We start from the raw sequence: 26133 nt of genomic DNA, 5'->3' as shown, positions 1-26133 counted from the left end.
CCACTTCGGTACGGCCGACATGCGGGCGCTGGTGGGCAGCGAGCACCAGGACTGTGCACCATCCTAGTGCACTATTATGGTGCATGCACGATCCTGGGCAGCCGGCGTCCTCTCAATGATCGGCCTGGCCGCGGGAATCGGGGGGTTGGGGATTCTGAGGCAGATTCACGCTGGCCCGTTGCACATGAAGTGTCACCGCGGGGGTGCGCCGCAGCACCTGGCCGCGGCCGTCGAGCAGTTCCGCCCGCAACCGGTGCTCGCCACGCGCCAGATTGGTGAGCTCGATGAGCGGCTCGCGCGAGGCGGGCCGCGCGATCTCCCCATCGAGCAGCAGACGCAACCGGTGCCCTTCCCGCAATGCCGGCCGGAGTTCGAGGTGTACCCGTACATCGCCGGCGGCCCCGGTGGGCAGAGTGGTTTCGTCTCCGGGCGAGGCAATCGCGAAAGCCTCATACGTCGGGGGAGGTGTGCCGTCGCGGTCCGGGGCGGCACGCGTCAATGTTGGCGATGGCGGCAGCGACGGCACCACGCTGATCGGCGCAAACTCGACCGGCTCGCCGCCCCGCGAGGGATCATCGGTGAAGAACACATGGCCCCGTGCATCGATGGTGCGGTAGAGGGTTTCGGCAGAAGCCGACGAGCTCACCAGCAGCGCCACCCACAACCCGATGAACCGCACCAGACGCGCCCTCTTCATGGATTCCCTGCTCATGATCTCCCGGTCATCGAAGGGTCGGGAAACGCTCGGGAAGGCGGCTCCTTGAACACATCCGTCGGCACCCCGAAGCGATCGGACAGTGCGCATATCTGACGCCAGTTCAAGGAGCGCTTGCCGGAAAGGATGGCCGAAACCACCGGCTGTGCGCCGACCTCGGGAAGCTCACTCTGCGTCACCTCATGCGCTTGCATGAGATACCTCAGCACGTCGGTTCCGGATGCCTGAGGCATGGGCCGGTGTTTCTCATCGTAGGCTTCGATAAGATCCCCCAGACGAGCGGCAAGACCGGCCAGTGGATGCTCCTCGTCATCGCCCACCATGTCGACGAGGTCGTCCAGTGCCTCTACCTTGGCGGCATACTCCGCATCGTTCTCGGGCTCGGTGAGCAGAGGCGCAATGTATGCCCAGTGCATGGCCGCTTGATCGAGGGTAGCGTTCATGACGACTCCTTCCATTTGCCCTTGTCATACCCGCGATGGTCGAGAATAGCGCGGATATACACGCGCTTTGCACGATAATGCACAACGGCGATCAGCCTGACCTTGTTGCCACCGATATCGAAGACGTGATGGCATCCCACCTTGTCGGTTGCCGGGAAAATGCGCTTCATAGCCGCAAAGTCTCCAGGCTCACTGGCCTTCATGACCCGATACCATGCCTCCAGGGCAGTGGCGGTCTGCGACCATTGTTCCATGGCCTCCCAGATACGCTTCTGCGTGATGATGTGCATGCGCGCGTCCCTGTGTCGTCATGGGCAAGAATATATCAAAATGCTATACATGGCAATTTGATATAAAAGCTCTCAAAAGAGCATGCACTTGAAAACAACATGATGAAAAAAAGAGGCGCGCCCGGTGGGGCGCGCCTCTTGCTGTCGCGGTAGCGCGGCGCCGAAGCGCCGACGATCAGCAGCTGTAGTACATGTCGAACTCGATCGGGTGAGTCGTCATGCGCAGACGCTCGATATCCTCGGACTTGAGCTCGATGTAGGCATCGATCGTCTCGTCGGTGAAGACACCACCCTCAGTGAGGAAGCTGCGATCCGCGTCCAGGGCTTCCAGCGCCTGATCGAGGCTCTCGGCCACGGTCGGGACGGACTTGCCCTCTTCCGGCGGCAGATCATAGAGGTTCTTGTCCATGGCATCGCCGGGATGGATCTTGTTCTTGATGCCATCGATACCGGCCATCAGCATCGCCGCGAAGCACAGGTAGGGGTTGGCAGTCGGGTCCGGGAAGCGGGCCTCGACACGCTTGCCCTTCGGGCTGGCGGTGTAGGGGATACGGATTGACGCAGAGCGGTTGCGCGCGCTGTAAGCCAGCATCACCGGCGCCTCGAAGCCCGGCACCAGACGCTTGTAGGAGTTGGTAGAGGCGTTGGTGAAGGCGTTGAGGGCACGAGCGTGCTTGATGATGCCACCGATGTAGTACAGGGCCATCTCGGAAAGACCGGCGTACTCGTCACCGGCGAACTGGTTCTGGCCATCCTTCCAGAAAGACTGGTGGACGTGCATCCCGGAACCGTTGTCGCCGACCACCGGCTTGGGCATGAAGGTCGCGGTCTTGCCGAAGGCGTGGGCCACGTTGTGCACCACGTACTTCATTTCCTGCAGCTCGTCGGCCTTCTTCACCAGGGTGTTGAACTTGACGCCGATTTCGTTCTGGCCGGCGTTGGACACCTCGTGGTGATGCACTTCGACGCTCTGGCCGATGGCCTCCAGGGTGTTGCACATCGCGCCACGGATATCGTGGAAGCTGTCCACCGGCGGCACCGGGAAGTAGCCGCCCTTGACCCGCGGACGGTGGCCCATGTTGCCGCCCTCGACTTGACGGTCGGTGGCCCAGGCCCCCTCTTCGGAGCTGATCTTGTACATGGCACCTTCGGCGTCGGCCTTCCAGTGCACCTCGTCGAAGACGAAGAACTCGGGCTCCGGCCCGAAGAAAGCGGTATCGCCCAGGCCGGAAGACTCCAGATACGCCTCGGCGCGCTTGGCGATGGAACGCGGATCGCGCTCATAGCCCTGCATGGTGGCCGGCTCGATGATGTCGCAGCGCAGTACCAGGGTGGCGTCTTCGGTGAACGGGTCGAGGAAGCCGGTGCCATCCTCCGGGCGCAGGATCATGTCCGACTCGTTGATCCCCTTCCAGCCATTGATGGAGGAGCCATCGAACATCTGGCCGTTCTCGAAGAACTCTTCATCCACATCGCGAGCCGGGATGGTGACGTGTTGTTCCTTGCCTTTGGTGTCGGTGAAGCGCAGATCGACCCACTTCACATCATGTTCTTCAATCAGGGCGAGTGTCTTGTCAGACATGAGGTCCTCCACAATGAGCTTGGCTCGTTGACTCTGAAGCGAATTCAAAGCGTCTTGACCGCTGGTCGGGTAGCGAATGTTGTAGCATGCCGTAAGCTGGCTGCCCACAACCGCCGTGGCGACCATGGCGTTTGCGATGAAGAAGCATAAAGCGTGCCAAAATGGCGCATTCGAACCAGATATCTGCATAGCACACTGATCTTGAAGAGGAAAAATTCCGGAGACGCATTTTTCGTGCCACGCTCGTTCACCGACCGCCCTATATCGATGCGGCACAGGCGCTCCGCCATGAACCAAAATGGAGCGCAAAAAACCGCAAAAGCACCAAAACCGTGCACAAAAAGGTATCCCGCCTCACCATGACTGCCCCTCGACCGAATCGACCGAATCGACCGGGTCGATACGGCCGACGGCGGGCGCCAAGCGTGACGGGATATTCGGGATGGATCCGGGAACGCGCTCCGCGTTATGAATCGGCGTCGCCCAGCCACTCTTCGATGAGTGCCGGATGGTCGTCGACCCAGCGACGCACCCCTTCTTCCGGGCTGCCGACATCCTCGATGGTCAGCATCAGGTCCGAGAGCTGCGCATGGCTCATGTGCCAGCCATTGAGGATATCCGTCACCTCGGGGTGTTCGTCGGCGAACCCGGCCTTGGACATCCACTTGATATCGTCACCGCCGCCATAGGCTTCTTTGGGATCCTCGATGGCCTTGAGGTCATACTCGGCATAGGCCCAGTGCGGCTGCCAGAGGGTGACCGCGATGGGCGCCTCCTTGCGATACGCCTCCTCGAGCGAGGCCAGCATGGCGGGTGACGAGCTGTTCAACTGGCGGAACGGCAGGTCATAGCGCTCGATGGCGGTTTCCGTTTCCCCCGCGATGGCAGAGCCCGACTCGATGCCCATGATCGTCGGCTCCCCCTGATACTCGAATCGCGAGGCATTGGCCTTCAGGTCCGCCATGGTATCGATGTCGGAGAGATAGGCCGGCACCACCAGCTCGTCCTGGGCGCCGTTGTACCAGGCGTCATGGACGTCGATACGATCCTGATAGGGCTCCAGGTACTGGGCATCACCATTGGGCAGCCAGACTTCCAGCGATATGTCGATATCGCGCTGGGCCAGCGCGCTGAAGATGATGCTCTTGCCCGTCGTGGTCAGGGCAACGCGATATCCGCGTTCCTCCAGCAACTGTTGCCACAGGTGCGATACGGCGATGTTCTCCGACCAGTTGTTGGTGCCGATGGTCAGTTTCTCGTCGGCCGATGCCGTGCCGGCAATCCCCAGGGCGCCGAGGGCAACGAAGAGGGAAGTGATCGATTTCATGAGTCTCCTTGCGTTTACGGTCATGATGCTGGCGAGCCCAGCAGTGTCTCGTCATAGCCATAGGTCGAGAGGCGGTCGATGCCCCGTTCGGTAATCAATACCTGCTCCTCGAGCTTGACCCCTTCACTGCCATCGCGGTGCCCGATATAGGCTTCCACGCACAGGGTCATGCCCGGCTCGATGTGGCCGTCGTAGCCGACGTCGTCCCAGTCCATGTCATGGGCGATCAGGGGCCACTCACCGGTCATCCCGCAGCCATGCACGATGTCCAGATAACGGTTCTCGCGATACCCCTGGGGAATCGGCCAGGCACGGCGCGAATACTCGCGAAAGCTCATGCCGGGATCGAGCAGGGCAATATTGCTTTCCAGTTGATCGGCCGCCATACGATAGAGCCGCTGCTGTTCCTGGGTGGGCCCACCACGTCCGGGCACATGGAAGGTCCGCGAAAAATCGGTGTAATAGCCGAAACAGCCGACGATGTCGGTGTCGAAGGCCACCAGCTCGCCCGGCGCAATGACCTTGTCGGAACATTCCTGGAACCACGGGTTGGTGCGTGCCCCCGAGGCCAGCAGCCGAGTCTCGGCGTATTCGCCCCCCGTGGCCAGCACGTGCTGGTTGAAAATGGACCACAGCTCATTTTCGGACATGCCCGGCCTCAAGGCGGCTTCCATGCGCGCCATGGCGGATTCGGTCAGTGTCACCGAGCGATGGATCAGGCTCAGTTCATCGATGCTCTTGATGGACTTGGCCCCTTCCACGGCAACGGCGGCATCGACCAGCTCGAATCCCGCCTCGCCGAGGGCGGACACGGCGGCGGTGGGCGCCGACTCGATACCCAGCCGCTTGCCCCGGGTGACCGAGCGCGCGAACAGGGACTGCATATCGTCGACGAAAGCGGCCGTGTGCTGCGGGCAGCGCGGCCCGCTATATTGCGGCATGACCGCCCGCGCCGGACGGACCTCGTCCAGCAACTGAAGCCCGTTGGCCAGGTGCAGGCAGGCACTGAACTCGAAGAGCACGATCGGGCCGTCCAGGGCCACATAGAGGTAACGTGCGGGGTTGCGCTGCGAGTAGACCTGCATGTTGCGCGAACCGCAGGCATATCGAATGTTGATCGGGTCGAACAGGATGACCGCATCCATCTCGTGGTGGCGCATCTGCTGACGCAGGCGGCCGAGACGATAGCGCTCGACCCGCGACAACAGCTCGGCATCGATGGATTGGCGGCGAAAGTCACCGTCAGCGTATGACCGACCGTCTCGAGGAGCGTCGGCGAGGGCCACGATCTGGCTCATGGGAAAAACTCTCGTTGGTTCGCGGGCAAATTACCTTTAGGCGCCAAGGAGCGCCTATGGAAGTGCTGAATAAATTGCCGAGCATAGTGAAGCGCGAGGCGCCCGGAGCACAGAAAGCGAGACATAACGAAGGGTTAGGCGAGCTTTCGAGCACCGCGTACAAATTCGCCGGGAGCGAATTTGAACCGCCTTTAGGCGGGCCCGCAGGGTAGCCGCCAGGGATGGCGGCTATAGCGAAGCGATTTGCATGCACAGGCATTTATGCAGTACTTCCCTAGCCCATGAGATTGTCATGACGACGCTGATTGTGCGCATCGATGTGAGCCTGGGTCACGCGACCATAGATCTTTTCGGTGTGCTCCAGACTGCCCATCATGTTGGGCGTCTTGGCGTAGCCCAGTAGGGTGCAAAGGCGCTGCCCCTGGGCGGCGGCCACGCGGTGCATCGAATAGCGACCCTTGAAGAGTTGCAGGTCACCGGTATCGAGCGTCAGCGATTCGACCTCGGAGTGGTCACCTTCGAGAATGCGCTGCACACCGGCGAAGTTCTCCTCGCCGGGCCGCCGGATGCCGGGCGCATACTGGAACTCCCCGCCGCTGTGGGGCCGCCGCGTCATCAGGCTGACGATGAATTCATTGGTGTCGAAGTGCCAGGGCAGCTCGGTATCGTCGGGCATGACATTGATCACCAGCCCGGCGATGGGATCGGCGAATTCGTGGATCACCGGCTCCTCGAGGCAGTCGGCGATGAACCGCTGAAACGACGGATCGCGATAGAGCGACTTGACGATGGCGTCCTCGGGAATGAGGTCCTTGGCCACGAAGCCATTGGTGTAGTGCTGGAAGCAACGCACCGGGTGATCCTCGGGCAGGCTGGGATCGTCCTGGGTGACATACGGATTGACGTTGTTGTCGGAGTAGTAGGCCAGGGGCGCCAGGGCTTCGCTTTCCCGGCGCAGCGCCTCGACGACATCGTCACGAATGAACCGGGACAACAGGGCGCAGCCGTCCTGCCTCAGCTGGGCGCGCACCCGCTCCACGGCATGGCGATAGGCATCGCTTTCCTGCCGGTCGATCGGGTACTGCGCCAGGTCGACCAACCGTGCCAGAGAGGCCTCGGCGGGCGCCTCGGTGGTCGGCGAGCGTTCTTCGCGGAGGGTAGAAGGTGTCATCGACTCGTCTCCTCTTGGGTGGGGGAGGTGAACACTGCGCCATAGGCTAGGCAGCCCCTCTCAGCAACTCCAATCAGAATTCCGTCGCCGATGTCATGACTTTTTTATCAATCGATTCAGTCAGTTGAAAATGACTCTCAAGACGCTTGCCGATATAGCTTGCGCATCAGCGACGCCAGTGGACTGGCGACCTCCGCGACGCGCGGCTCATCGGCAAAGGCCAGGTACCAGGGAATGCGAGGCAGCTCACCGGCCAGCGGACGCATGACCACCCGGCCCGAACGGGCGGCATCACGCACCGCCCAGCGAGACAGGATGCTCACCCCCTTGCCGGCCGCCACCAGGTCGAGAATCAGGCTCACGGACTCGACCTGCACCATGTGCGAGGGATAGATACCGGCGGGCTGGAAGAAGTGCTCGAACTCATGCCCCGCTTCCGGCGCCACGCTGTAGGTGAAGTGGCGATCCCGATCGAACACCTCGGGCGGCACCGACTCGCGGTCGGCATAGGGATGAGATGGCGGCAGCACCGCCATCAGCGGTTCCTCGAACAGCTCGCGATAGTCGAGGCCCCGCTGAACGGGTACCTCGATCATGGGAATCATGTCGACCCGCCTGGCCAGCAAGGCGCCCGTCATCTCGGGCATCGGCAGGCTCACCAGGTCGATGTCGCCATACGGCTGATCGTAGAGATGGGGCACCACCCGGGACAACGTATCGTAGGGACCAATGCCCAGGCGTATGGGCGGCTCGCCATGACGCGCCAGCTGCCAGGCCTCGATTTCCGCACTACGCAGCCTCGGCAGGGTATCCCGGGCGGCAGCCACCAGACGCTCGCCGGATGCCGTCAACACCAGACGCCGCCCCTCCCGCAGGAACAGGGATACCCCCAGCCGTCGCTCCATCTCGCGAATGCGATGCGTCGCCGCCGGTTGTGTCACGCCGATCGCCGCGGCCGCCTCATGGACAGTACCGTGCGTCGCGATGGCATCGATCAGCACATAGAACTTGATATCCAGCATGGCGTTGCTCGCCCGGTCGACAGGATCAACCATCTTACCCAAGACATGGATCGCCGACGACCGGCGCGGTCAGGCCTTTTCTTCACCGTATCGAAGCGGATTCCACGACGTTCGGGAACGGATTTCCAACCACAAGGCTGGTAGCGTCACGGCCCTGACCCTATAATGCGGCCCCACTTTTCCCAGCAGGATCCCGTCGTGATCGAGAATCTTCGCAACATCGCCATCATCGCTCACGTCGACCACGGCAAGACCACCCTGGTCGACAAGCTCCTCCAGCAGTCCGGCACCCTGGACCGCAAGGCTGAGGGCCAGGAACGCATCATGGACTCCAACGATCAGGAAAAGGAGCGCGGCATCACCATCCTGGCCAAGAACACGGCGATTCGTTGGCATAGTCCGGAAGACCGCGACTACCACATCAACATCGTCGACACGCCGGGACACGCCGATTTCGGCGGCGAAGTCGAGCGCGTGATGTCGATGGTCGACTCGGTACTGCTGATGGTCGACGCCGTCGATGGCCCGATGCCGCAGACTCGCTTCGTCACCCAGAAGGCCTTCGACCAGGGCCTCAAGCCGATCGTCGTGGTCAACAAGATCGATCGCCCGGGTGCACGCCCTGACTGGGTCATCGACCAGATCTTCGACCTGTTCGACAACCTCGGCGCCAGCGACGAACAGCTCGACTTCCCGATCATCTACTGCTCGGCCCTCAATGGCGTGGCCGGTGAAGAGCCGGAGCAGCTCACCGACGACATGACGCCGATGTTCCGCGCCATCGTCGACATCGTCGAGCCGCCCAAGGTCGAGCTCAACGGCTCGCTGCAAATGCAGATCTCGGCGCTGGACTACAACAGCTACGTCGGCGTCATCGGCCTGGGCCGCATCACGCGTGGCGCCCTGCGCCCCGGCCAGCAGGTCACCGTGGTCACCAAGGAAGGCAAGGAACGGCGTGGCAAGATCGGCCAGGTGATGACTCACCTCGGCCTTGAACGCGTGCAGACCGACGAAGCCACCGCCGGCGACATCGTCTGCATCACCGGCATCGAGAACCTGGCGATCTCCGACACCATCTGTGATCCGAGCAACGTCGAAGCCCTGCCCGCCCTGACCGTCGATGAGCCGACCGTCTCCATGACCTTCCAGGTCAACGACTCGCCCTTCGCCGGCAAGGATGGCAAGTTCGTCACCAGCCGCAACATCAAGGACCGCCTCGACCAGGAACTGATCCACAACGTGGCGCTGCGCGTCGAGCAAGGCGACAGCCCCGAGAAGTTCAAGGTCTCCGGTCGTGGCGAGCTGCACCTCTCCGTGCTGATCGAGAGCATGCGCCGCGAAGGCTTCGAGCTGGCCGTCGGCCGCCCCGAAGTGATCATCCGCGAGATCGGCGGCGTGTCTCAGGAGCCCTACGAAGAAGTCATCATCGACTGCGAGGAGGAGCACCAAGGCGCCATCATGGAAGAGCTCGGCTACCGCAAGGGCGAGCTCAAGAACATGAACCCCGACGGCAAGGGCCGAGTGCGCCTGGACTTCATCATCCCCGCGCGCGGGCTGATCGGCTTCCGCGGCCAGTTCCTGACCCTGACATCCGGCACCGGCATCCTGACCAGCCGCTTCGATCAGTATGGCCCCCTCAAGCCCGACGCCTCCGTCGAGCGGCGCAACGGCGTGCTGGTGTCCATGGTCAGCGGCAAGGCCCTGGCCTACGCGCTCTTTGCCCTGCAGGACCGCGGCAAGCTGATCGTCGAGCACGGCACCGAAGTCTACGAAGGCATGCTGATCGGCATCAACAACCGTGCCGAAGACATGGTCGTGAACCCGACCAAGGCCAAGAAGCTCGACAACATGCGCTCCTCCGGCAGTGACGAGGCCCTGATTCTGACACCGCCGGTACGCTTCTCACTGGAGCAAGCCGTCGAATTTCTCGACGACGACGAACTGGTGGAGGTCACCCCCAACCACATTCGCCTGCGCAAGAAACTGCTCACCGAAAACGAGCGCAAGCGCGCCAAGAAGAAGTGACGCGGCCCTGAGCCACGTCCAGGCACCAGGCAGAATCGAAGCCCACCTACACGGTGGGCTTTTCATTGGCCGGGCCTCGAGGGCGGGTCACCCAGGCCCCTCCCTGAGGCAACGCCCTTTTGTCCCTTGCCCGACAGCGACTAGTCTAGAGGGACACTCCCGCAGCGCGAGATACCACCATGCACAAGCACATCGACTGGGACGACCCCGGCGCCGACAGCGTGATGCAATACTTCGCCAAGCACCCCCATCATCACGCCGATCCCGGCCCCGGCGATATCCTCTCGGCACGCCACCAGGGCACGATTGTCCGGATCAAGGTAGAGGCCTACGTGGACGGCACCAGCATTGGTGACGTCGTGGCGCTGATCGCCGCCGACAATGGCCGCCGCCTCAAGTCCCACGGCAAGCTCGAGCTGGGCGATACCGTACGCCTCGCCGACACCGACCGCGCCATGGAGCCGAACCACCCCCACGAGGACGATGCGGAAGAAGAGGACTGATTCCGTGCGCGGTTACCATCCACCGCCGCCAACGACGCCTAAACGCTCGCCCACTAGCCAAGCACCGCCCCTGTGTCGCAAAGTTGACGGCGATTCGGCTGGCCCCCCGGCGCGGACATCTTCCAGCCCTGGGCAATCGTGGGACCTCCATGAGTACGAACAACATCTGGACGCACAAGGGCACCTTCCTGCTGGCCGCCGTCGGCTCGGCGGTGGGGCTCGGCAATCTCTGGCGTTTCCCCTACCTGGCGGGCGAGAACGGCGGCGGTGCCTTCCTGCTGATCTACATCGCGACACTCTTCGCGGTCGGCGTCCCCATCCTGATCGCCGAGATCCTGCTCGGCCGCAGCAGCCGTCGCAGCCCGATCATGGGCATGCGCTTCCTGAGCCGCACTCATGACACCTCGCGAGCCTGGGAATCGATCGGCTGGGTGGGTGCCGCCTCGGCCTTCATCATTCTCAGCTTCTACTCGGTGATCGCCGGCTGGGCCCTGCACTACATCTGGCGCATGCTCACCGGCTCGCTGGCCGGTGCCGATGCCGCCACCATCGCCAGCGGCTTCGATACCCTGCTCGCCTCGCCGGCCCTGCTGACGCTCTACCACACCCTGTTCATCGCCGCCTCGGGCCTGATCGTCGGGCTCGGTATCCACCGTGGCATCGAGAACGGCCTGCGCGTCCTGATGCCGGCGCTGCTCGCGATCCTGCTGGTCATCCTGGCCTACAGCGCCATGAACGGCGACATGGGCACGGCATCACGCTTCCTGTTCACCTTCCAGCTCAGCGACCTCAGTCTCGAAGGCTGGCTGGCCGCCATGGGCCAGTCCTTCTTCACCCTGAGTCTCGGCATGGGCGCGATCATGGCCTACGGCGCCTATATGCCCGGAGAAGCCTCGCTGAGCCGTACCGCCCTGGCCATCGTCGTGATCGATACCGCCGTGGCGCTGATCGCGGGGCTGGCGATCTTCGCGCTGGTATTCGGCGCCGGCCTCGATCCGGATGAAGGCCCGGGACTGATGTTCATCACCCTGCCGCTGGCCTTCGCCGAGATGCCCGGTGGCTCACTGGTGGGCGCCATCTTCTTCATCCTGGTGCTCGGCGCGTCCATCAGCTCGGCGATCTCGATGATCGAACCGGTCGCCGCCTTCCTGGTGGAACGCTTCGATCTCAATCGTGCCCAGGCGGTGGCCGTGATGGCCATCGCCAGTTGGGCACTGGGCCTGCTCACCGTGTTCAGCTTCAATGTCTGGGCCGAAAACAGCCCCTTCCACGACATCCTGGGGATCAGCGCCTTCAGCCTGCTGGAACTATTGACCCATATACTCATGCCCCTGGGCGGGTTGATGATTGCCCTCTTCGCCGGCTGGGCACTGACCCACGGCGAGGTCATGAAGGAGCTGCGCACCAGCGAAGGCTGGCTTCACACCTGGCGCTTCCTGGTACGCTTCGTTTCCCCGGCGGCGGTGGCCTTCGTGTTCCTGAGAGCCATCCCGCAGGTGGAAGGCTACCTGCTGCCCATGATCGGCGCCGTGGTGATCGTGGGAGCCTTCGCCGCCAGCCGCACCTTCCTGGCGGAGCACCATCAGAGTCCCTGAAGATGCCAACGTGACGAGCGGCAACCAGTTCCCCCTCGGGATACAACAACGAACAAACAGAGACGGAATCACCATGTCTGCCATCATCGACGTACAGCACGTCAACAAGGCCTTTGGTGGCCTGCAGGTTATCGACGACTGCTCGATCCAGGTCGAGCAGGGCTCGGTCACCGGCCTGATAGGGCCCAACGGCGCCGGCAAGTCGACCCTGTTCAACATCATCGCCGGCGCCCTGCCGCTGGACAGCGGTCAGGTATGGCTCGACGGCGAGGACATCACCAACCGCTCCGCCAACGACCTGTTCCACAAGGGGCTGCTGCGCACCTTCCAGATCGCCCACGAGTTCGCCAACCTGACGGCACTGGAAAACCTGATGATGGTCCCGCCCCGTCAGGCCGGCGAGCACCTGTTCAGCACCTGGTTCAAGCCCGGTGCCGTGGGTCGCGAAGAGGCCGAAGTGTGCCGCCGGGCCCTGGAAGTCATCGACTTCATCGGCCTGCACCATGTCCGCAACGAGCTGGCCGGCAACCTCTCCGGCGGCCAGAAGAAACTCCTCGAGCTGGGTCGCACCATGATGACCGACGCCCGGGTCGTGCTGCTCGACGAGATCGCCGCCGGCGTCAACCGCACCCTGCTCGGTGATCTCATGCACAACATCGAACGGCTCAACCGCGAGGTCGGCTACACCTTCCTGGTCATCGAACACGACATGGACATGATCGCGCGCCTCTGCGACCCGGTGATCGTGCTCGCCCAGGGCAGCGTGATGGTCGAAGGCAGCATCGAGGAAATACGCAACGACCAGCGGGTGATCGAGGCTTACTTCGGGGCCAACGTGGCCTGAGGGCGACGCACACGCCCCCTGGAACATCGCGGATAACAACAGCAGAGGGCGACGCCGAGGCGCGCCCGACACAACGCAGAGACCCTTTATATGCCTCTACTCGACGCACGCAACGTGCACGGCGGCTATGGCGGCATGAACATCCTCAACGGGGTGGACATGGCGATCGAGGCCAACGAGGTCGGCGTCATCGTCGGCCCCAACGGCGCCGGCAAGTCGACCATGCTCAAGGCCATCTTCGGCCTGCTCAATGTCAGCCAGGGCGAGATCCTGTTGAACGGCGACCCCATCCAGAACCAGCCGCCCAACAAGCTGGTGCGGCGCGGCATGGGCTTCGTGCCTCAGGAGCACAATATCTTCCCGAGCCTCACGGTGAAGGAAAACCTGCAGATGGGCGCCTATCTCAAGCCCGACAACGTCAAGCGCATGCTCGCGCGCATCTACGAGTTCTTCCCGCCCCTGCACGACAAGCGCCACCAGCCCGCCGGCGAACTGTCCGGCGGACAACGACAGATGGTCGCCATGGGGCGTGCCCTGATGGCCGAACCCGACCTGTTGCTGCTCGACGAGCCGACCGCCGGGCTGTCACCACGCTACATGAACGAGATATTCGCCCGGGTAAAGGAGATCAACGCCGCCGGCGTCGGCATCCTGATGGTCGAGCAGAACGCCAAGCAGGCGCTCGGCATCGCCGACAAGGGCTTCGTGCTGGCCGCCGGCCAGAACCGTTTCACCGACACCGGCGCGGCCCTGCTGGCCGACCCGGACGTCGCCAAGAGCTTTCTGGGCGGCTGAGCCTCGCTCGACGTCGACGAAACCATCTGGAGGCTGTGCCTTGAACGAACTCGTCTTTTTCATCAACAACGTGGTGATCGCCGGCAGCGTCTCCGGCTCGATCTATGCCATGGGCGCCGTGGGCGTGACGCTGATCTTCAGCATCATGCGCTTCGCCCACTTCGCCCATGGCGACATGATGACCTTCGGCGCCTTCATGGTGCTGTTGCTCACGACGCTATTTCCGGGCGCAGGGAGCGCCATCGGCGTGCCCACGCCGATCCTCATGATGCCCCTGGCCATGGTGCTGACCGCGGGGCTGGCGGTCGGCATCGACCGCACCTTCTACAAGCCGCTGCGCGCCCACGGCGTCAAGCCCATCGTCATGGTGATCGCCTCGCTGGGCGTGACCCTGATGCTGCAGGGACTGATCCGGGTGTTCGCCGGCACCGGCGGCTCCAGCCTCTATGTGGATGATCGCAAGGAAATCTTCCGCCTGCCCATCCCCATCGAGGGCGTGCGGGTACCGGTGGTGATCACCGAACCCCAGCTCTACCTGTTCGCGCTGACGATCATCTGCGTGATTGCCCTGCACTTTTTCCTCAGCCGTTCGCGGCTGGGCAAGGCCATGCGCGCCATGTCCGACAACCCCGACCTGGCCCAGGCCTCGGGCATCAACACCAATACCATCGTGGCGGTGACCTGGGTACTCGCCGGCGGACTGGCCGCCATCGCCGGCACCCTGTTGTCGCTGGACGTGACCTTCAAGCCCGATCTCAGCTTCTTCCTGTTGCTGCCGATCTTCGCCGCGGCCATCGTCGGCGGCGTGGGCCACCCCTTCGGCGCCATCGCCGGCGGTTTCGTGGTCGGCTTCGCCGAGTCCCTGGCCGTCTTCAACTGGGGCCTGCTGCTACGGCCCTTCCGCGACAGCCTGCCCGCATGGCTGGAATTGCCGCACAACCTGGCCTTCGTCGGCACCGAATACAAGATCGTGGTGCCCTTCTTCATCCTCGTTGCCATCCTGGTGTGGCGCCCCACGGGCATCTTCAAGGGCAAGGTGATCACATGACAGAACAACAACGCTCCGATACCGTCGCCGCGCCACGTCGTTTTCCGCTGCGCGAGCTGATCCTCTTCCTGGGGCTGCTGGCCGTGGTGCTGGTGGTCTACACCGCCATGGGCCCCGCCTACGGCACCCGCATGCTGGTGGAGTCGGCCTGCTACGCCATCCTGGCCCTGGGGCTGACCATCCAGTGGGGGTATGCCGGACAGTTCAACGCCGGTGTCATGGGCTTCGTCGCCCTCGGCGGCTTCTGCGCCATGTTCTTCAGCATTCCGGTCAACGACGCCTTCTGGAACAGCGAACTGCCCGGCGAGCTGGGGCGCGTACTGCTCTACATGGTCGCCGCCATCGTCCTGGTCGTCGCCGCCACCCGCCTCGACCGGATCGGCGTCCCCAGGGTGCTGCGCACCGCCATTGCCGTGGCTCTCGGTGTGGTGCTCTACCTGGTGGTGATCACCCACTTCCGCGAGGTCGCCGGCCAGATCGAATCACAGGCCGGCTTCATCGGCGGCATGGCCCTCCCCGTATGGTTCGGCTGGATCATCGGCGGCGCGCTGGCCGGCGGGGTCGGTTATTTCATCGGCCATGTCTGCCTGGGACTGCGCAGCGACTACCTGGCCATCGCCACCATCGGCATCGCCGAGATCATCAAGGCCTTCCTCAAGAACGCCGACTGGCTGACCCGAGGTACCGCCACGGTCTCCCCCTTGCCCTGGCCGGTTCCCGGGCCCTCCGAGGTGGGCTTCACCCTGGCACGGGCCCTGTACCTGTCGGTCACCGCAGTGATCATCGCGGCGATCTTCTTCCTGCTGCATCGCGCCTACAACGCCCCCTGGGGGCGCATGATCCGCGCCATTCGCGACAACGAGGTCTCCGCCGCCGCCATGGGCAAGGACATCAACAAGCGCCGCCTGGAGATCTTCGTGCTGGGCTGCATCCTGATGGGCATCGGCGGCGCCGTGATGGCCAGCTTCAACAGCATCTTCGACCCCCAGGGCTACCTGCCCCTGAACCACACCTTCCTGGTGCTGGTGATGGTGATCCTCGGCGGGCCGGGCAACAACCTGGGCACCATCTTCGGCGCCGTGGCGGTCTACGTCATCTGGATCATGTCGGGGCCACTGGCCCTGTCGGTGATGGAGTGGGCGGCCCATGCCGGCGCCGACACCTTCGGCTGGGAGGTTCCCACCAACCTCGACAGCCGCGCCCTGCAGGCCAGGGTCTTCGTGATCGGCCTGCTGATCAGCCTGGTGCTACGCTTCGCCCCCAAGGGCATGCTGCCCGAGACGGTGCGTCATCACGGCTGACCTCGGCCGAGACGGCGCACGAAAAAGGGCCCCGGTCGCATGACCGGGGCCCTCGTCGTGTCGGGGCGGAGGATGGGCTCGATCGTGAGCCCATCGCATCGCGTCAGGAACCGCTGTCCTCTCCGCCCTCGCTGTCTTCGTTGACGTACCCCTGGCTGGTGAAGGCTCCGTCCTCGACCACCATCTCCAGCACCACGCCCGGCACGTCACCGTTCTCGTCGAACTCGTGGGTGCCCGAGGCGCCCTCGTAGTTGATCTCGGTGCCGGCGGCGATCAGCTCCTTAGCCTTCTCCCACTCACCCGGCAGGATGACCTCGCCCGGCGCCGAGGCAACGCTGCGCAGCGCCTCGGAAAGCCCCTCGCGCTCGGCATTACCGTTCTGCTCGATGGCCAGCCCCAGCAGGAAGGCCGCGTCATAGGCCTGGGCGGCGAACACCGCGCTGGGGTCGATCTCGGCGGCCTTGGCGTCCTCGTTGAAGATCTCGGTACCGGGCAACTCGGGACTACCCGGCCGCGTGGCGATCATGCCGTCGAGCACATCGGCGCCGATGGCCTCGATCAGGCTGTCGCCGACCATGCCGTCGGCCCCGATATACTGGGTGAACATGCCGCTCTCGTAGGCCTGACGCAGTACCGTCTGGCCCGAGGTGTCGGCATAGGCCAGAACCACCAGGTTGGGCACCCCGGCAGAAGAGAGTCGGCCCAGTTCGGCACGGTAGTCGGCACGGTTGTCCTCGTGAGGCAGATTCTCCGCCACCGTGCCGCCGCCTTCCTTGAAGGCCGTCGTGAAGGCCTCGTCCAGGCCACTGCCATAGTCATTGTTGACGTAGGTGACCACGACCTCCTCGATGCCCTTGTCCAGCAACAGCTTGGCCAGCATCTTACCCTGGAAGGCATCCGAGGGCACCGTGCGGAAGACGAGGTCGTTGTCGTCGATATCGGTCACCGCCGGCGCCGTGGAAGCCGGCGATACCATGGTCACGCCGCCAGGTACCGCCGCGTTGTTGGCTGCAGCGACGGTGGCACCGGTACACAGGGCCCCGACGATGGCCGTGACCTCCTCGGTGTTGACCATGCGATCGGCCGCGTTGGATGCCGCCGAGGCATCGGAACAGGTCGTGTCCCCGGTGGGCATGGCGATGTCCTCGCCGTCCAGCAGTCCACCCTGCTCGTTGATCTGCTTCACCGCCAGCTGGGCGCCGTCATAGATCGGCGGCGTCAGGCTCTCGATGCCCCCGGTGAAGCCACCGAGGAAACCAATCTTCACCTCGGCCTGGGCCAGGCCGGAAAATGCCACGGAGGACGCTGCCACCGCCATCGCAAGAATGCGCTTGTTCATGATTGTTGGTCTCGCTTCTGGTTACACAGGATCACACTTCCACAATCTGGAAGGGGAGACGGCAAAACACAAGCCGGGTCTGCCAACGCTCGGCACCACGCGGGGATGTCGTCCTATACTGAGGTGCCACTCCCCCCGCCGGGAGCCACGATTTCCGTTCATTGCCTGACCACCGCGTGCTGATGTCAGGACCTGGCCACCAAGCCCTGGCCATCGAGTGTTGATCACCACGACATACGGGAGCCCTACCATGAGACGCATCGCAATGCCGCCGCTTCGAGGCCTGCTGCTCGGCAGTCTGCTGCTCTCCGGATTCACCGGCACCGCCCTGGCCGATGCCCCCGATGGCCACAGCATCGACTACCAGGTGGGCGACGAGGCCTTCACCGGCTATCTCGCCAGCGCCCCGGACGAAGCCCGAGGCACCGTGCTGATCATCCACGACTGGGACGGCCTGACCGACTACGAGCGCCAGCGCGCCGATATGCTCGCCGCCCGGGGCTACGACGCCTTCGCCATCGACCTCTACGGCAAGGGCAATCGCCCCGTGGAAACCGACGCCAGGAAAGCCGAGACCGCACGGCTCTACGACGACCGCGAACGCATGCGCCGCCTGACCCTGGCCGGCCTGGAAGAAGCACGCCAACAGGGTGTCGCGCAACCGACCGTGGTCATGGGCTACTGCTTCGGCGGCGCCGTGGTGCTGGAACTGGCCCGTTCCGGACAGGCCGAGGACGTGCACGGCTACGCCACCTTCCACGGCGGTCTCGGCACACCGGAAGGACAATCGTATTCCGCCGACACCCCGCCCATCCTGGTCGCCCATGGCGGTGCCGACACCTCCATCACCATGTCCGACGTCGCCACTCTCGCCGAAGAGCTGGAAGCCGCCGGCGTCACCTACGAGATCGAGGTCTACTCCGGCGCGCCCCATGCCTTCACCGTCATCGGCGGCGACCGCTACCAGGCCCGCGCCGACGAGAAATCCTGGGCGGCTTTCCATTCCCTGCTCGACGAAGCCCTGTAGCCAACGCAGTCCACAAGGACGCATTCCTGCAAGTTTCACAAGACTCCTTTCTGTAGAATCCTGCGCTCACCATTAAAATTCACTACCCAAGAGCGCCGACACAGAAAGGAGTCACCCCTTGTCCAATCACGAACCGGCCGCCAGCCCCAATCTCTGGCAGCGCATCCCCCTGTGGCAGAAGATCCTCGCCGGCCTGGTGCTCGGCGTGCTGGCCGGCGCCCTGATGGGCGAACAGGCCAGCCTCTTCAAGCCCCTCGGCGATATCTTCATCAACGCCATCAAGATGCTGATCGTGCCGCTGGTCTTCTCGACCCTGGTGGTCGGCATCACCGCCATGCGCGACCCGCAGAAGATGGGGCGCATCGGCCTGCGCACCATCGCCCTTTACCTGCTGACCACCGCCTTCGCCATCGCCATCGGCCTGCTCGCGTCCTGGATCTTCCAGCCCGGCGTGGGGCTGGACATGACCTTCGAGTCCGGCGTCGAACCCAAGGAAGCCCCCACCCTGGTGGAGATCCTGGTCGGCCTGGTGCCCCAGAATCCCATCGACGCCCTGGCCAACGGCAACATCCTGCAGATCATCGTCTTCGCCATCGGGCTCGGCATCTCGCTGACCTTGATCGGCGAGAAGGGCGAGCCCGTGGTGAAGGTGTTCGAAAGCTTCGCTGAAGCGATGGTCAAGCTGACCAATATCGTCATGAGTTTCGCGCCTTTCGGCGTCTTCGGGCTGATCGCCCATGTGGCGGGAAGCTACGGCCTCGAGGTGCTGCTGCCGCTGGCCAAGGTGATCGGCGTGGCCTACCTGGCCAGCGCGCTGCATATTCTGCTGGTCTACTCCGGCCTGCTGGCCTTGCTGGGCCGCCTCAACCCGCTGCGTTACCTGCAAGGCATCCTCGACGCCCTGGTGGTGGCCTACTCCTCGGCGTCCTCCTCCGGCACCCTGCCGGTCTCGCTGCGGTGCGCCCGTAACAATCTCGGCGTCTCGGAAGGTGTCGCCGGCTTCGTGCTGCCGGTGGGCGCCACCATCAACATGGACGGCACCGCCATCTATCAGGGCGTGGTCGCGGTGTTCATCGCCCAGTTGCTGGGCGTCGACCTGAGCATGACCGACTACGGCATGATCATCGTCACCGGCACCCTGGCCTCGATCGGCACCGCCGGCGTACCGGGCGCGGGCCTGGTGATGCTATCCATCGTCATGGCCCAGATTGGCCTGCCGCTGGAGGCCATCGCCGTCATCGCCGGCATCGACCGCATCCTCGACATGGCCCGCACCAGCGTCAACGTGGCCGGTGACCTGATGGTCACCACCCTGGTCGGCAAGAGCGAAGGCGAACTGGACGAGAGCGTCTACAACGCCAGAACCCAGCGCTGATCCCTTCCCCGCCCGCCGGAAGCAGAAAGGCCGCCACCAGGAAACTGACGTGGCGGCCCTGGCCATTGCGGCCCCGCAACCGGATGCTCACTCCGCACCAGGCCGAGGCGCCCGGCGCCAGGCCCCCAGCCGAGGCATTGGCTCAAGCTCGCCCTTGAGATACTGCTCGGTGGTCAACAGAAACAGGCGCCGAAAGAGATCATGGATGGCCTCCTCCCGGCGCATCGCCAGCAGCTCCGGATCCTCGTCACGCTCCAGGTCGTCCTTCGGATACTCCCAGGCCATGCGCACCGAGCCCGAGCTGACATCGCAGATCTGCAGGATAGGGTTCGTGCCGCGAAACGCCGTCTTGATGTGATAGGCCATGCCACTCTCCCTCGCGTTGCTCGCTCTCCAGGCCGATCCCGATCGACCCTATAAATGATAACAATTATCATTTTTAAGCTTGGCCAGGGTATGACAATCTGTCAAGACGATCACTCCCCGAGAGCGGCCTCCACGATTCCCCTCGCCTCCTCGCTCATCGGCAGCCCCAGGGCCAGCTCACGCGCCTGCGGCGACATCTTTCCCCACGTCTTGCGCACGATGCGGATCAAGTGCTCGCGTTCCACCTGACGCGAGAAATCCGCGAAATAACTCTCCAGGAACACCAGACAGGCACAATCCTCCACCGCCTGGGTACCGGCATCGCGCCCCAGCCCCTGCTTGCGGATCATCCTCGCCACACGCTCGGCATCCTCATCATCGAAGCCCGCCTCGCGCATCAGCTTCGCCGTGGTCTCGCCGGCCCGCTGCCCCTGATCGCGCCGCCAGGTGAGATACCCCACGCGGCCCTCGGGATACGCATCGCGCGGCACCTCCCAGCGCTGCAGATGCTGGCCACGCACCGCCAGGCGCACGAGCTCATCGGGCGATGCCTCGAGACGCTCCAGCCAGGCGCTCATGCGCCCGGCGTGCCACAATTCCTTGGGCAAGGACTGCCCTTCGACCTCTACCCGGCGCGGATCCTCCGCGTGCAGGGCATCCAGAGCGTCGAGTGCCCGCTGATAGGCAGACGATGATGTCATGATGATCTCCAACTCAAGGCCTTATAGAAACGGTCGCCCCCCATGTAAACACGCCGCGCCTGCCAGGGCACCGATTTGCAGGAAGCCCCATAGGGCAGTTAGGTTATTGCACGACCATTCAACAAAAGGATGCCTATGTTTTCCCATCGCCCCGCCCTGTCGTCCACGCTCGTCCTGCTGGGCAGCGCCACCCTCATGGCACCGCTCGCCGCCCAGGCCGACGCGCTCGAACAGCAGCGCCAGGACCTCGAAGGCTTTCAGGTCATCGCCCATCGTGGTGCCAGCGGCCACGCGCCCGAACATACCTGGCCCGCCTACGACAAGGCACTGGCCATGGGCGCCGACTACCTCGAGCTGGACGTGCACATGAGCGCCGATGGACGACTGGTCGCCATTCACGACACCACCCTGGACCGCACCACGGACGCTCAGGGGCCGGTGAAGGAACGCAGCCTCGACGAACTCAAGGCGCTGGACGCCGGCAGCTGGTTCAACGAGGCCCACCCCGAACGCGCCGACGATGCCTACGCCGGCGCCGAGATCCTCACCCTGGACGAGGTCATCGACCGCTACGGCCAGGACGTGCGCTACTACATCGAGACCAAATCCCCCGAGGACTACCCCGAGCTGCAGGACGCCCTGGTCAGCAAGGTCGAAGCCGAAGGCCTGGTGCAATCGGGCTCGGTGGTCATCCAGTCCTTCAGCCAGGCCAGCCTGAAGGAAGTGCACGATCTCAACCCCGACATCCCGCTGGTCCAGCTGCTCTGGTACTCCCCCGGCGAAGACGGCGAGACGCTCGAGGAATGGACCGGCGTCACCCCCAGCCCGGAGAACATCACCGACGCCGACTTCCAGGCCATCGCCGACTACGCCACAGGCGTCGGCCCCAACTACCTCTACGACGGCCAGCCGGTGATCGACGCCGACTTCATCGACCAGGCCCACGCCAACGACCTGCTGGTGCACATCTACACCATCAACGAGAAAGACCAGATGCGCCAACTGCTCGGCTGGGGCGTCGACGGCCTCTTCACCAACTTCCCCGACCGGTTGAAGGACGTCAGGGGAGAGTGAGCTGCCTGGACAGCAACGCACCCTCCAAGCCGCCCGCGAGGCGGCTTTTTCTTTTCTTGAATTGCCTGAGCGGAAGCGAACGAGCGTCGCGAAGCATGCCTGTCAACGCTGTGTTTCTGAACTGCCTGGGCGGCAGCAAACGCCGATGCTATCCCTCTGGGCCAGCCGCTCCTTTTCTTAGCTGCCTGGGCGGCAGCGAACCCAACTGTTGTTGGAGAGGATCTCGGCCTCGATTTCTGAGCTGCCTGGGCGGCAGCGAACAACGATGCCACGCACCATAACGCTATCCGCCATTTCTGAGCTGCCTGGGCGGCAGCGAACTCGCTCACTCGCTCAGGTATTTGCAGTCACTCCGGTTGTATTTCTTAGCTGCCTGGGCGGCAGCGAACACGACCCGAGCGCCGTCATCAGCAACATTTCTTTTCTGAGCTGCCTGGGCAGCAGCGAACGTGGTGTGCCCTGGGGCATCGTGGCCACCGATTTTCTGAGCTGCCTGGGCGGCAGCGAACGTGCGGCGTATTCGCACCTTCCGGCAGCACCTTTTCTGAGCTGCCTGGGCGGCAGCGAACCTGGTGATCCGGTCAACGGTATCACCGACGCTTTTCTGAGCTGCCTGGGCGGCAGCGAACTGGGGGGTCCTGCTGCTGGTGGCGTTACGGCTTTTCTGAGCTGCCTGGGCGGCAGCGAACTCGATATTGGTAGAGCCTGTGGACTCTCCACCTTTCTGAGCTGCCTGGGCGGCAGCGAACTCTCGGTTTCGGGCAGGCGCAGCCATTCAGCCTTTCTGAGCTGCCTGGGCGGCAGCGAACTAATCGGCAACCCGAACCCCCCGTTGTCGACTTTTCTGAGCTGCCTGGGCGGCAGCGAACTCGCCGCCCTCGATAGAGCTCCACTCGCCATCTTTCTGAGCTGCCTGGGCGGCAGCGAACGCGAAACGGCTGGCGTGGATAGTGACGTGATTTTTCTGAGCTGCCTGGGCGGCAGCGAACGCGCCGCCGATGCCCCAGGACGTGATCGTCGATTTCTGAGCTGCCTGGGCGGCAGCGAACAGTTGGCACCGGTGCCGATCGCGCTGTCGTCCTTTCTGAGCTGCCTGGGCGGCAGCGAACTCATTGATTCGTCCTCTTGCCCGGGCGCTCACTTTCTGAGCTGCCTGGGCGGCAGCGAACTACAGCGGTCGTGGCGTTTTCGGCTCGTTCGATTTCTGAGCTGCCTGGGCGGCAGCGAACGCTCTGACCTCTACACCGCCGAGATTCCCGATTTTCTGAGCTGCCTGGGCGGCAGCGAACCGTCAGCAGTGCCGAGCCGGGCGACAGCGTGATTTCTGAGCTGCCTGGGCGGCAGCGAACATCAGAGCACGCGCACCATGGCCGAGGCTTATTTTCTGAGCTGCCTGGGCGGCAGCGAACCACTGGGACGTACCGCTCTCGCGATAGCGAATTTTCTGAGCTGCCTGGGCGGCAGCGAACGAAGAAGTATCAGAGCACGCGCACCATGGCCGATTTCTGAGCTGCCTGGGCGGCAGCGAACTTCCAGCTCCTCAAGCGTCTCAATAGTATGCTTTTCTGAGCTGCCTGGGCGGCAGCGAACCTTGAGCAAGTCACTCAGCGACTGATGAGCGTTTTCTGAGCTGCCTGGGCGGCAGCGAACGCGTTCGACACCAACCGCTACAACACCGCCGATTTCTGAGCTGCCTGGGCGGCAGCGAACATGCCGACCGAAGAACAGGCAGAGGCCGTGGTTTTCTGAGCTGCCTGGGCGGCAGCGAACCCCGACCGCGACGCCGCCGCGGCCCATTACTTTTTCTGAGCTGCCTGGGCGGCAGCGAACCAAACGCCTCATGCAGCGCGTCACCGGCGAGTTTTCTGAGCTGCCTGGGCGGCAGCGAACGTCGGGGGGCCGTGGGCCGCGCCATGACTGTTTTTCTGAGCTGCCTGGGCGGCAGCGAACGATCGCCAAAGAGCTGGAGGTGCGTACGGAATTTTCTGAGCTGCCTGGGCGGCAGCGAACTTGGCGCCCCGCAGGTTGGCGTCCTCCAGGTTTTTCTGAGCTGCCTGGGCGGCAGCGAACCTTCTCAAATTGGAGAAGTGGGCGTTCTTTCTTTTCTGAGCTGCCTGGGCGGCAGCGAACACGCCACAGAGCAATGTCATCCGGTCGCCAATTTTCTGAGCTGCCTGGGCGGCAGCGAACCCGCGTAATGAAGCTGATGGCGCACGAACTCATTTCTGAGCTGCCTGGGCGGCAGCGAACGGATTGGACGGCTCAGTGGGCTGTGCGGGCTCTTTCTGAGCTGCCTGGGCGGCAGCGAACGACATCGACCGATGGTTCGAGCAGCGCCGGCTTTTCTGAGCTGCCTGGGCGGCAGCGAACCTGGCGGCTGATACCGGCATACCGCGCAACAATTTCTGAGCTGCCTGGGCGGCAGCGAACTGAGCGTTGTTCACCACCTCGTACAGCTCATTTTTCTGAGCTGCCTGGGCGGCAGCGAACATGTTCTCGTCGCCGGTCTTCTCCTCGACGGTTTTCTGAGCTGCCTGGGCGGCAGCGAACTAGAGCTTATCACAGCTAACCAACTGATTGTTAAAGAGCATTCCTGAAAAGAAAGCGCCACACCCTTTTCCAGGAAGTGGCGCTAACTTATTGATTTATTAGGCCTCAACAGAGGCCTCTCGGAAAAGGGTCAAAACCAGGGCACGGTCGCTTCACGGCTCAGTCCGTAATGATTGAAGCGCCCTGCCACCGGTATCTCCTGTGGCTGCCCGTGCTCAATAAACAACGCAAAACGTTGCCCGCTTGAGCGGCTGTTCACCTGCACGAAGGGCAGTGAGATCTTGCGTTCAGCGGGTGCCGACATGCATTGGCGCGCCTCTTCTTCGCTGATGTCGTGGCGGCGCGCGTAACGCTTAACCCGGCTGAGGCCGCCTGTATTGAACTGACGTCGTAACACACGACAGTGGCGCGCTTCCGCCGGAACCGGCGCAATGTCCGCCAACTCTACGTGGTCACGCATACCCGCCAACCAGGAGAGAGCCATGAGTTCTTCGAGCCGACTCCGCTGAGCGTGCAGTCGTAACCGGCCCCCCGGTGTGCGTGCTCGCACGCCGGTCTTGTGATCGGGCAGGCTAACGCCGATGTCATCGGCCTGCAGATCGTAAAGCGCCCGGTGGAGCTTGCTGTAGAGTGCATTCATCAGCATCGCCGCGGGAAACTCCGGGTCAGGGCGTAGCCGAATATCGAGATAATGGTCCATGGCTTACCCCGCTTCGCCGAAGACACCACCGCGGATCAAGGTCGCCATCACGAAGTGTTGCTGTTCCGTACTCGGCACTTGATCCTTGATCATCCAGTTGTCCAAAAGCGAGTAAAAGTCCACCTTCTGCTTGGGCTGACGGTAGGCCGTGCCTTGAGTCGTCACGGAGCCATAAGGTTCGACGGCGATGGGGCCGAGGTCGCTGCCATCTTCCGGCGTTGGGTACCAGGTATCGATGGTGCGAATGGCATTGCCCAGCTTTTGGGAGTGGATTCCTGCCACGCCATCCACTTGATAAAGTGTCTTGCTCTTGTCACCGCGCCCGCGCTCGAGAATCAGTTCTTGTGACGGAAAGACTTCTTGTCCCATGCCGACATGAGCAAACGCGATAACCTCAAGAATCAGATGACGTTCACCCGCCAAGGCATCGGCAATATCTTGCGCAAGTGCCTGGGTCTGCTCGTCATCATCAAAACCTCGCAGCGATAGACTCAGTGCATCGAATGTCCACTCTTTCGCAACCTTGCCGTACTCCATGCGTCGAATGCGTACTTCGACTTGCTCGGCACCGACACGGTTACGCCACAGGAAACGGCCATTCGCCAGATTGTGGGCATAACGGCGTGCCAACTCGTTAAACCCTTGCGTTTGCACATACTCCGCAACGGCCTGTTGCAGCTTGGCTTGATAGTCGGCGTTATTGCACGCCGATGGTGTACCGGCGCCACCAAGCACCCGCAACGTAAAACGTGCCATCAAGGTGTCGGCCTTATGGGGCAAGGTAGCGACATCGACGGTCTGGAGGTTGGGATCCTCGATTTTTGCATCAACTTTTGCCGGATCCTGCTCCTTGGCCTTGAGGCGATTGGAGATCGTACCGCGTACCGACTTTTCACGAACCGTGACCGGCTGCCAGTCGTCCAGCGCGTCGCGCTGTGACCACTGCCCGGCGTATAACAGCGCATCGGAAGGGTCGAGCTTGCGCTCGAAAGCGAGAACGGAAGCGGTCTTGAGTGCATCGTCTTTCTTAGCCATCTTTCAG

The 26133-nt window shown here is 63.3% G+C and carries 23 protein-coding genes and 1 CRISPR repeat array; of the genes, 10 read left to right on the top strand and 13 right to left on the bottom strand.

Annotated features, from left to right (window positions below):
* Positions 1 to 112: 112 nt before the first annotated feature.
* From LU493_RS12780 to LU493_RS12745, 8 genes are all read right to left on the bottom strand, one after another.
* Positions 113 to 712: a DUF4124 domain-containing protein gene (locus tag LU493_RS12780; RefSeq protein WP_275288169.1), complete on the bottom strand. Its 600-nt coding sequence runs from the start codon at positions 710 to 712 to the stop codon at positions 113 to 115.
* Positions 709 to 1158 carry a helix-turn-helix domain-containing protein gene (locus LU493_RS12775; protein ID WP_275288168.1) on the bottom strand — a complete coding sequence of 150 codons (450 nt, stop codon included), beginning with the start codon at positions 1156 to 1158 and terminating at the stop codon, positions 709 to 711. Before LU493_RS12775 ends, LU493_RS12780 begins: the two co-directional genes overlap by 4 nt.
* Positions 1155 to 1448 (bottom strand): type II toxin-antitoxin system HigB family toxin, encoded by a 294-nt coding sequence (locus tag LU493_RS12770; RefSeq protein ID WP_275288167.1) that lies wholly within the window; start codon positions 1446 to 1448, stop codon positions 1155 to 1157. The genes LU493_RS12775 and LU493_RS12770 overlap by 4 nt, the downstream gene beginning before the upstream one ends.
* Positions 1449 to 1623: 175 nt before the next feature.
* Complete coding sequence (gene glnA / locus LU493_RS12765) at positions 1624 to 3030, bottom strand: glutamate--ammonia ligase (RefSeq protein ID WP_275288166.1); 1407 nt, start codon at positions 3028 to 3030, stop codon at positions 1624 to 1626.
* A gap of 466 nt (positions 3031 to 3496) precedes the next feature.
* Positions 3497 to 4357, bottom strand: coding sequence for a glycine betaine ABC transporter substrate-binding protein (locus tag LU493_RS12760; protein WP_275288165.1), 861 nt, complete (start codon positions 4355 to 4357; stop codon positions 3497 to 3499).
* A 20-nt stretch (positions 4358 to 4377) separates the two neighbouring features.
* Positions 4378 to 5655 (bottom strand): M24 family metallopeptidase, encoded by a 1278-nt coding sequence (locus LU493_RS12755; RefSeq protein ID WP_275288164.1) that lies wholly within the window; start codon positions 5653 to 5655, stop codon positions 4378 to 4380.
* A 274-nt stretch (positions 5656 to 5929) separates the two neighbouring features.
* Positions 5930 to 6826 carry a HalD/BesD family halogenase gene (locus LU493_RS12750; protein ID WP_275288163.1) on the bottom strand — a complete coding sequence of 299 codons (897 nt, stop codon included), beginning with the start codon at positions 6824 to 6826 and terminating at the stop codon, positions 5930 to 5932.
* Between the two features lie 137 nt (positions 6827 to 6963).
* Positions 6964 to 7848: a LysR family transcriptional regulator gene (locus LU493_RS12745; protein ID WP_275288162.1), complete on the bottom strand. Its 885-nt coding sequence runs from the start codon at positions 7846 to 7848 to the stop codon at positions 6964 to 6966.
* A gap of 198 nt (positions 7849 to 8046) precedes the next feature.
* On the opposite strand from LU493_RS12745, the gene typA reads away from it, so the two are divergent.
* The 7 genes from typA to LU493_RS12710 all read left to right on the top strand — a co-directional run bounded on the left by typA (position 8047) and on the right by LU493_RS12710 (position 15959).
* Positions 8047 to 9873: a translational GTPase TypA gene (gene typA / locus LU493_RS12740; RefSeq protein WP_275288161.1), complete on the top strand. Its 1827-nt coding sequence runs from the start codon at positions 8047 to 8049 to the stop codon at positions 9871 to 9873.
* A gap of 179 nt (positions 9874 to 10052) precedes the next feature.
* A complete protein-coding gene (locus LU493_RS12735; protein ID WP_275288160.1) occupies positions 10053 to 10376 on the top strand; it encodes a hypothetical protein in 324 nt (107 codons plus the stop codon).
* A 149-nt stretch (positions 10377 to 10525) separates the two neighbouring features.
* Positions 10526 to 11971 carry a sodium-dependent transporter gene (locus LU493_RS12730; protein ID WP_275288159.1) on the top strand — a complete coding sequence of 482 codons (1446 nt, stop codon included), beginning with the start codon at positions 10526 to 10528 and terminating at the stop codon, positions 11969 to 11971.
* A gap of 73 nt (positions 11972 to 12044) precedes the next feature.
* Entirely contained in the window at positions 12045 to 12815 is a 771-nt protein-coding gene (locus tag LU493_RS12725; RefSeq protein WP_275288158.1) for an ABC transporter ATP-binding protein, read from the top strand.
* A 90-nt stretch (positions 12816 to 12905) separates the two neighbouring features.
* On the top strand, positions 12906 to 13610 hold the full coding sequence (locus LU493_RS12720) for an ABC transporter ATP-binding protein (RefSeq protein WP_275288157.1): 705 nt from the start codon (positions 12906 to 12908) through the stop codon (positions 13608 to 13610).
* 40 nt (positions 13611 to 13650) lie between these two features.
* Positions 13651 to 14658: a branched-chain amino acid ABC transporter permease gene (locus tag LU493_RS12715; RefSeq protein ID WP_275288156.1), complete on the top strand. Its 1008-nt coding sequence runs from the start codon at positions 13651 to 13653 to the stop codon at positions 14656 to 14658.
* Positions 14655 to 15959 carry a branched-chain amino acid ABC transporter permease gene (locus LU493_RS12710; protein ID WP_275288155.1) on the top strand — a complete coding sequence of 435 codons (1305 nt, stop codon included), beginning with the start codon at positions 14655 to 14657 and terminating at the stop codon, positions 15957 to 15959. Before LU493_RS12715 ends, LU493_RS12710 begins: the two co-directional genes overlap by 4 nt.
* Before the next feature lie 103 nt (positions 15960 to 16062).
* On the opposite strand, the gene LU493_RS12705 is transcribed toward LU493_RS12710, so the two are convergent.
* The gene (locus tag LU493_RS12705; protein WP_275288221.1) at positions 16063 to 17301 is read right to left on the bottom strand and encodes an ABC transporter substrate-binding protein; all 1239 of its coding nucleotides are present in this window, start codon (positions 17299 to 17301) and stop codon (positions 16063 to 16065) included.
* Between the two features lie 247 nt (positions 17302 to 17548).
* Here LU493_RS12705 and LU493_RS12700 point away from each other — a divergent pair, with 247 nt between their 5' ends.
* Both LU493_RS12700 and LU493_RS12695 read left to right on the top strand, forming a co-directional pair.
* Positions 17549 to 18325 carry a dienelactone hydrolase family protein gene (locus LU493_RS12700; protein WP_428994562.1) on the top strand — a complete coding sequence of 259 codons (777 nt, stop codon included), beginning with the start codon at positions 17549 to 17551 and terminating at the stop codon, positions 18323 to 18325.
* 118 nt (positions 18326 to 18443) lie between these two features.
* Positions 18444 to 19700, top strand: a complete 1257-nt coding sequence (locus LU493_RS12695) for a dicarboxylate/amino acid:cation symporter (RefSeq protein WP_275288154.1) — start codon at positions 18444 to 18446, stop codon at positions 19698 to 19700.
* An 87-nt stretch (positions 19701 to 19787) separates the two neighbouring features.
* On the opposite strand, the gene LU493_RS12690 is transcribed toward LU493_RS12695, so the two are convergent.
* A complete protein-coding gene (locus LU493_RS12690; protein ID WP_275288153.1) occupies positions 19788 to 20066 on the bottom strand; it encodes a hypothetical protein in 279 nt (92 codons plus the stop codon).
* Between the two features lie 110 nt (positions 20067 to 20176).
* Complete coding sequence (locus tag LU493_RS12685) at positions 20177 to 20767, bottom strand: DUF4202 domain-containing protein (RefSeq protein WP_275288152.1); 591 nt, start codon at positions 20765 to 20767, stop codon at positions 20177 to 20179.
* A gap of 135 nt (positions 20768 to 20902) precedes the next feature.
* Between LU493_RS12685 and LU493_RS12680 the strand changes: the two genes are divergently transcribed.
* On the top strand, positions 20903 to 21841 hold the full coding sequence (locus tag LU493_RS12680) for a glycerophosphodiester phosphodiesterase (protein WP_275288151.1): 939 nt from the start codon (positions 20903 to 20905) through the stop codon (positions 21839 to 21841).
* A gap of 113 nt (positions 21842 to 21954) precedes the next feature.
* A CRISPR array of direct repeats spans positions 21955 to 24391; the repeat unit is 28 nt; unit sequence TTTCTGAGCTGCCTGGGCGGCAGCGAAC.
* A gap of 130 nt (positions 24392 to 24521) precedes the next feature.
* On the opposite strand, the gene cas6f is transcribed toward LU493_RS12680, so the two are convergent.
* Complete coding sequence (cas6f, locus tag LU493_RS12675; RefSeq protein ID WP_275288150.1) at positions 24522 to 25091, bottom strand: type I-F CRISPR-associated endoribonuclease Cas6/Csy4; 570 nt, start codon at positions 25089 to 25091, stop codon at positions 24522 to 24524.
* A gap of 3 nt (positions 25092 to 25094) precedes the next feature.
* Positions 25095 to 26126 carry a type I-F CRISPR-associated protein Csy3 gene (csy3, locus tag LU493_RS12670; protein WP_275288149.1) on the bottom strand — a complete coding sequence of 344 codons (1032 nt, stop codon included), beginning with the start codon at positions 26124 to 26126 and terminating at the stop codon, positions 25095 to 25097.
* Positions 26127 to 26133: the final 7 nt, after the last annotated feature.

Source organism: Halomonas elongata (genome assembly GCF_029081005.1).
GTDB classification, from domain to species: domain Bacteria; phylum Pseudomonadota; class Gammaproteobacteria; order Pseudomonadales; family Halomonadaceae; genus Halomonas; species Halomonas elongata_B.
This window is presented reverse-complemented; position numbering and strand designations above follow the sequence as displayed.

Bases quoted from the DNA above. Each gene is read 5' to 3' on its own strand.
- LU493_RS12750 (WP_275288163.1), bottom strand. From the start codon at position 6,826: ATGACACCTTCTACCCTCCGCGAAGAACGCTCGCCGACCACCGAGGCG.
- LU493_RS12680 (WP_275288151.1), top strand. From the start codon at position 20,903: ATGTTTTCCCATCGCCCCGCCCTGTCGTCCACGCTCGTCCTGCTGGGC.
- cas6f (WP_275288150.1), bottom strand. From the start codon at position 25,091: ATGGACCATTATCTCGATATTCGGCTACGCCCTGACCCGGAGTTTCCC.
- LU493_RS12700 (WP_428994562.1), top strand. From the start codon at position 17,549: ATGAGACGCATCGCAATGCCGCCGCTTCGAGGCCTGCTGCTCGGCAGT.
- csy3 (WP_275288149.1), bottom strand. From the start codon at position 26,126: ATGGCTAAGAAAGACGATGCACTCAAGACCGCTTCCGTTCTCGCTTTC.
- glnA (WP_275288166.1), bottom strand. From the start codon at position 3,030: ATGTCTGACAAGACACTCGCCCTGATTGAAGAACATGATGTGAAGTGG.
- LU493_RS12685 (WP_275288152.1), bottom strand. From the start codon at position 20,767: ATGACATCATCGTCTGCCTATCAGCGGGCACTCGACGCTCTGGATGCC.
- LU493_RS12755 (WP_275288164.1), bottom strand. From the start codon at position 5,655: ATGAGCCAGATCGTGGCCCTCGCCGACGCTCCTCGAGACGGTCGGTCA.
- LU493_RS12770 (WP_275288167.1), bottom strand. From the start codon at position 1,448: ATGCACATCATCACGCAGAAGCGTATCTGGGAGGCCATGGAACAATGG.
- LU493_RS12780 (WP_275288169.1), bottom strand. From the start codon at position 712: ATGAGCAGGGAATCCATGAAGAGGGCGCGTCTGGTGCGGTTCATCGGG.
- LU493_RS12775 (WP_275288168.1), bottom strand. From the start codon at position 1,158: ATGAACGCTACCCTCGATCAAGCGGCCATGCACTGGGCATACATTGCG.
- LU493_RS12735 (WP_275288160.1), top strand. From the start codon at position 10,053: ATGCACAAGCACATCGACTGGGACGACCCCGGCGCCGACAGCGTGATG.
- LU493_RS12690 (WP_275288153.1), bottom strand. From the start codon at position 20,066: ATGGCCTATCACATCAAGACGGCGTTTCGCGGCACGAACCCTATCCTG.
- LU493_RS12725 (WP_275288158.1), top strand. From the start codon at position 12,045: ATGTCTGCCATCATCGACGTACAGCACGTCAACAAGGCCTTTGGTGGC.
- LU493_RS12720 (WP_275288157.1), top strand. From the start codon at position 12,906: ATGCCTCTACTCGACGCACGCAACGTGCACGGCGGCTATGGCGGCATG.
- LU493_RS12710 (WP_275288155.1), top strand. From the start codon at position 14,655: ATGACAGAACAACAACGCTCCGATACCGTCGCCGCGCCACGTCGTTTT.
- LU493_RS12745 (WP_275288162.1), bottom strand. From the start codon at position 7,848: ATGCTGGATATCAAGTTCTATGTGCTGATCGATGCCATCGCGACGCAC.
- LU493_RS12730 (WP_275288159.1), top strand. From the start codon at position 10,526: ATGAGTACGAACAACATCTGGACGCACAAGGGCACCTTCCTGCTGGCC.
- LU493_RS12760 (WP_275288165.1), bottom strand. From the start codon at position 4,357: ATGAAATCGATCACTTCCCTCTTCGTTGCCCTCGGCGCCCTGGGGATT.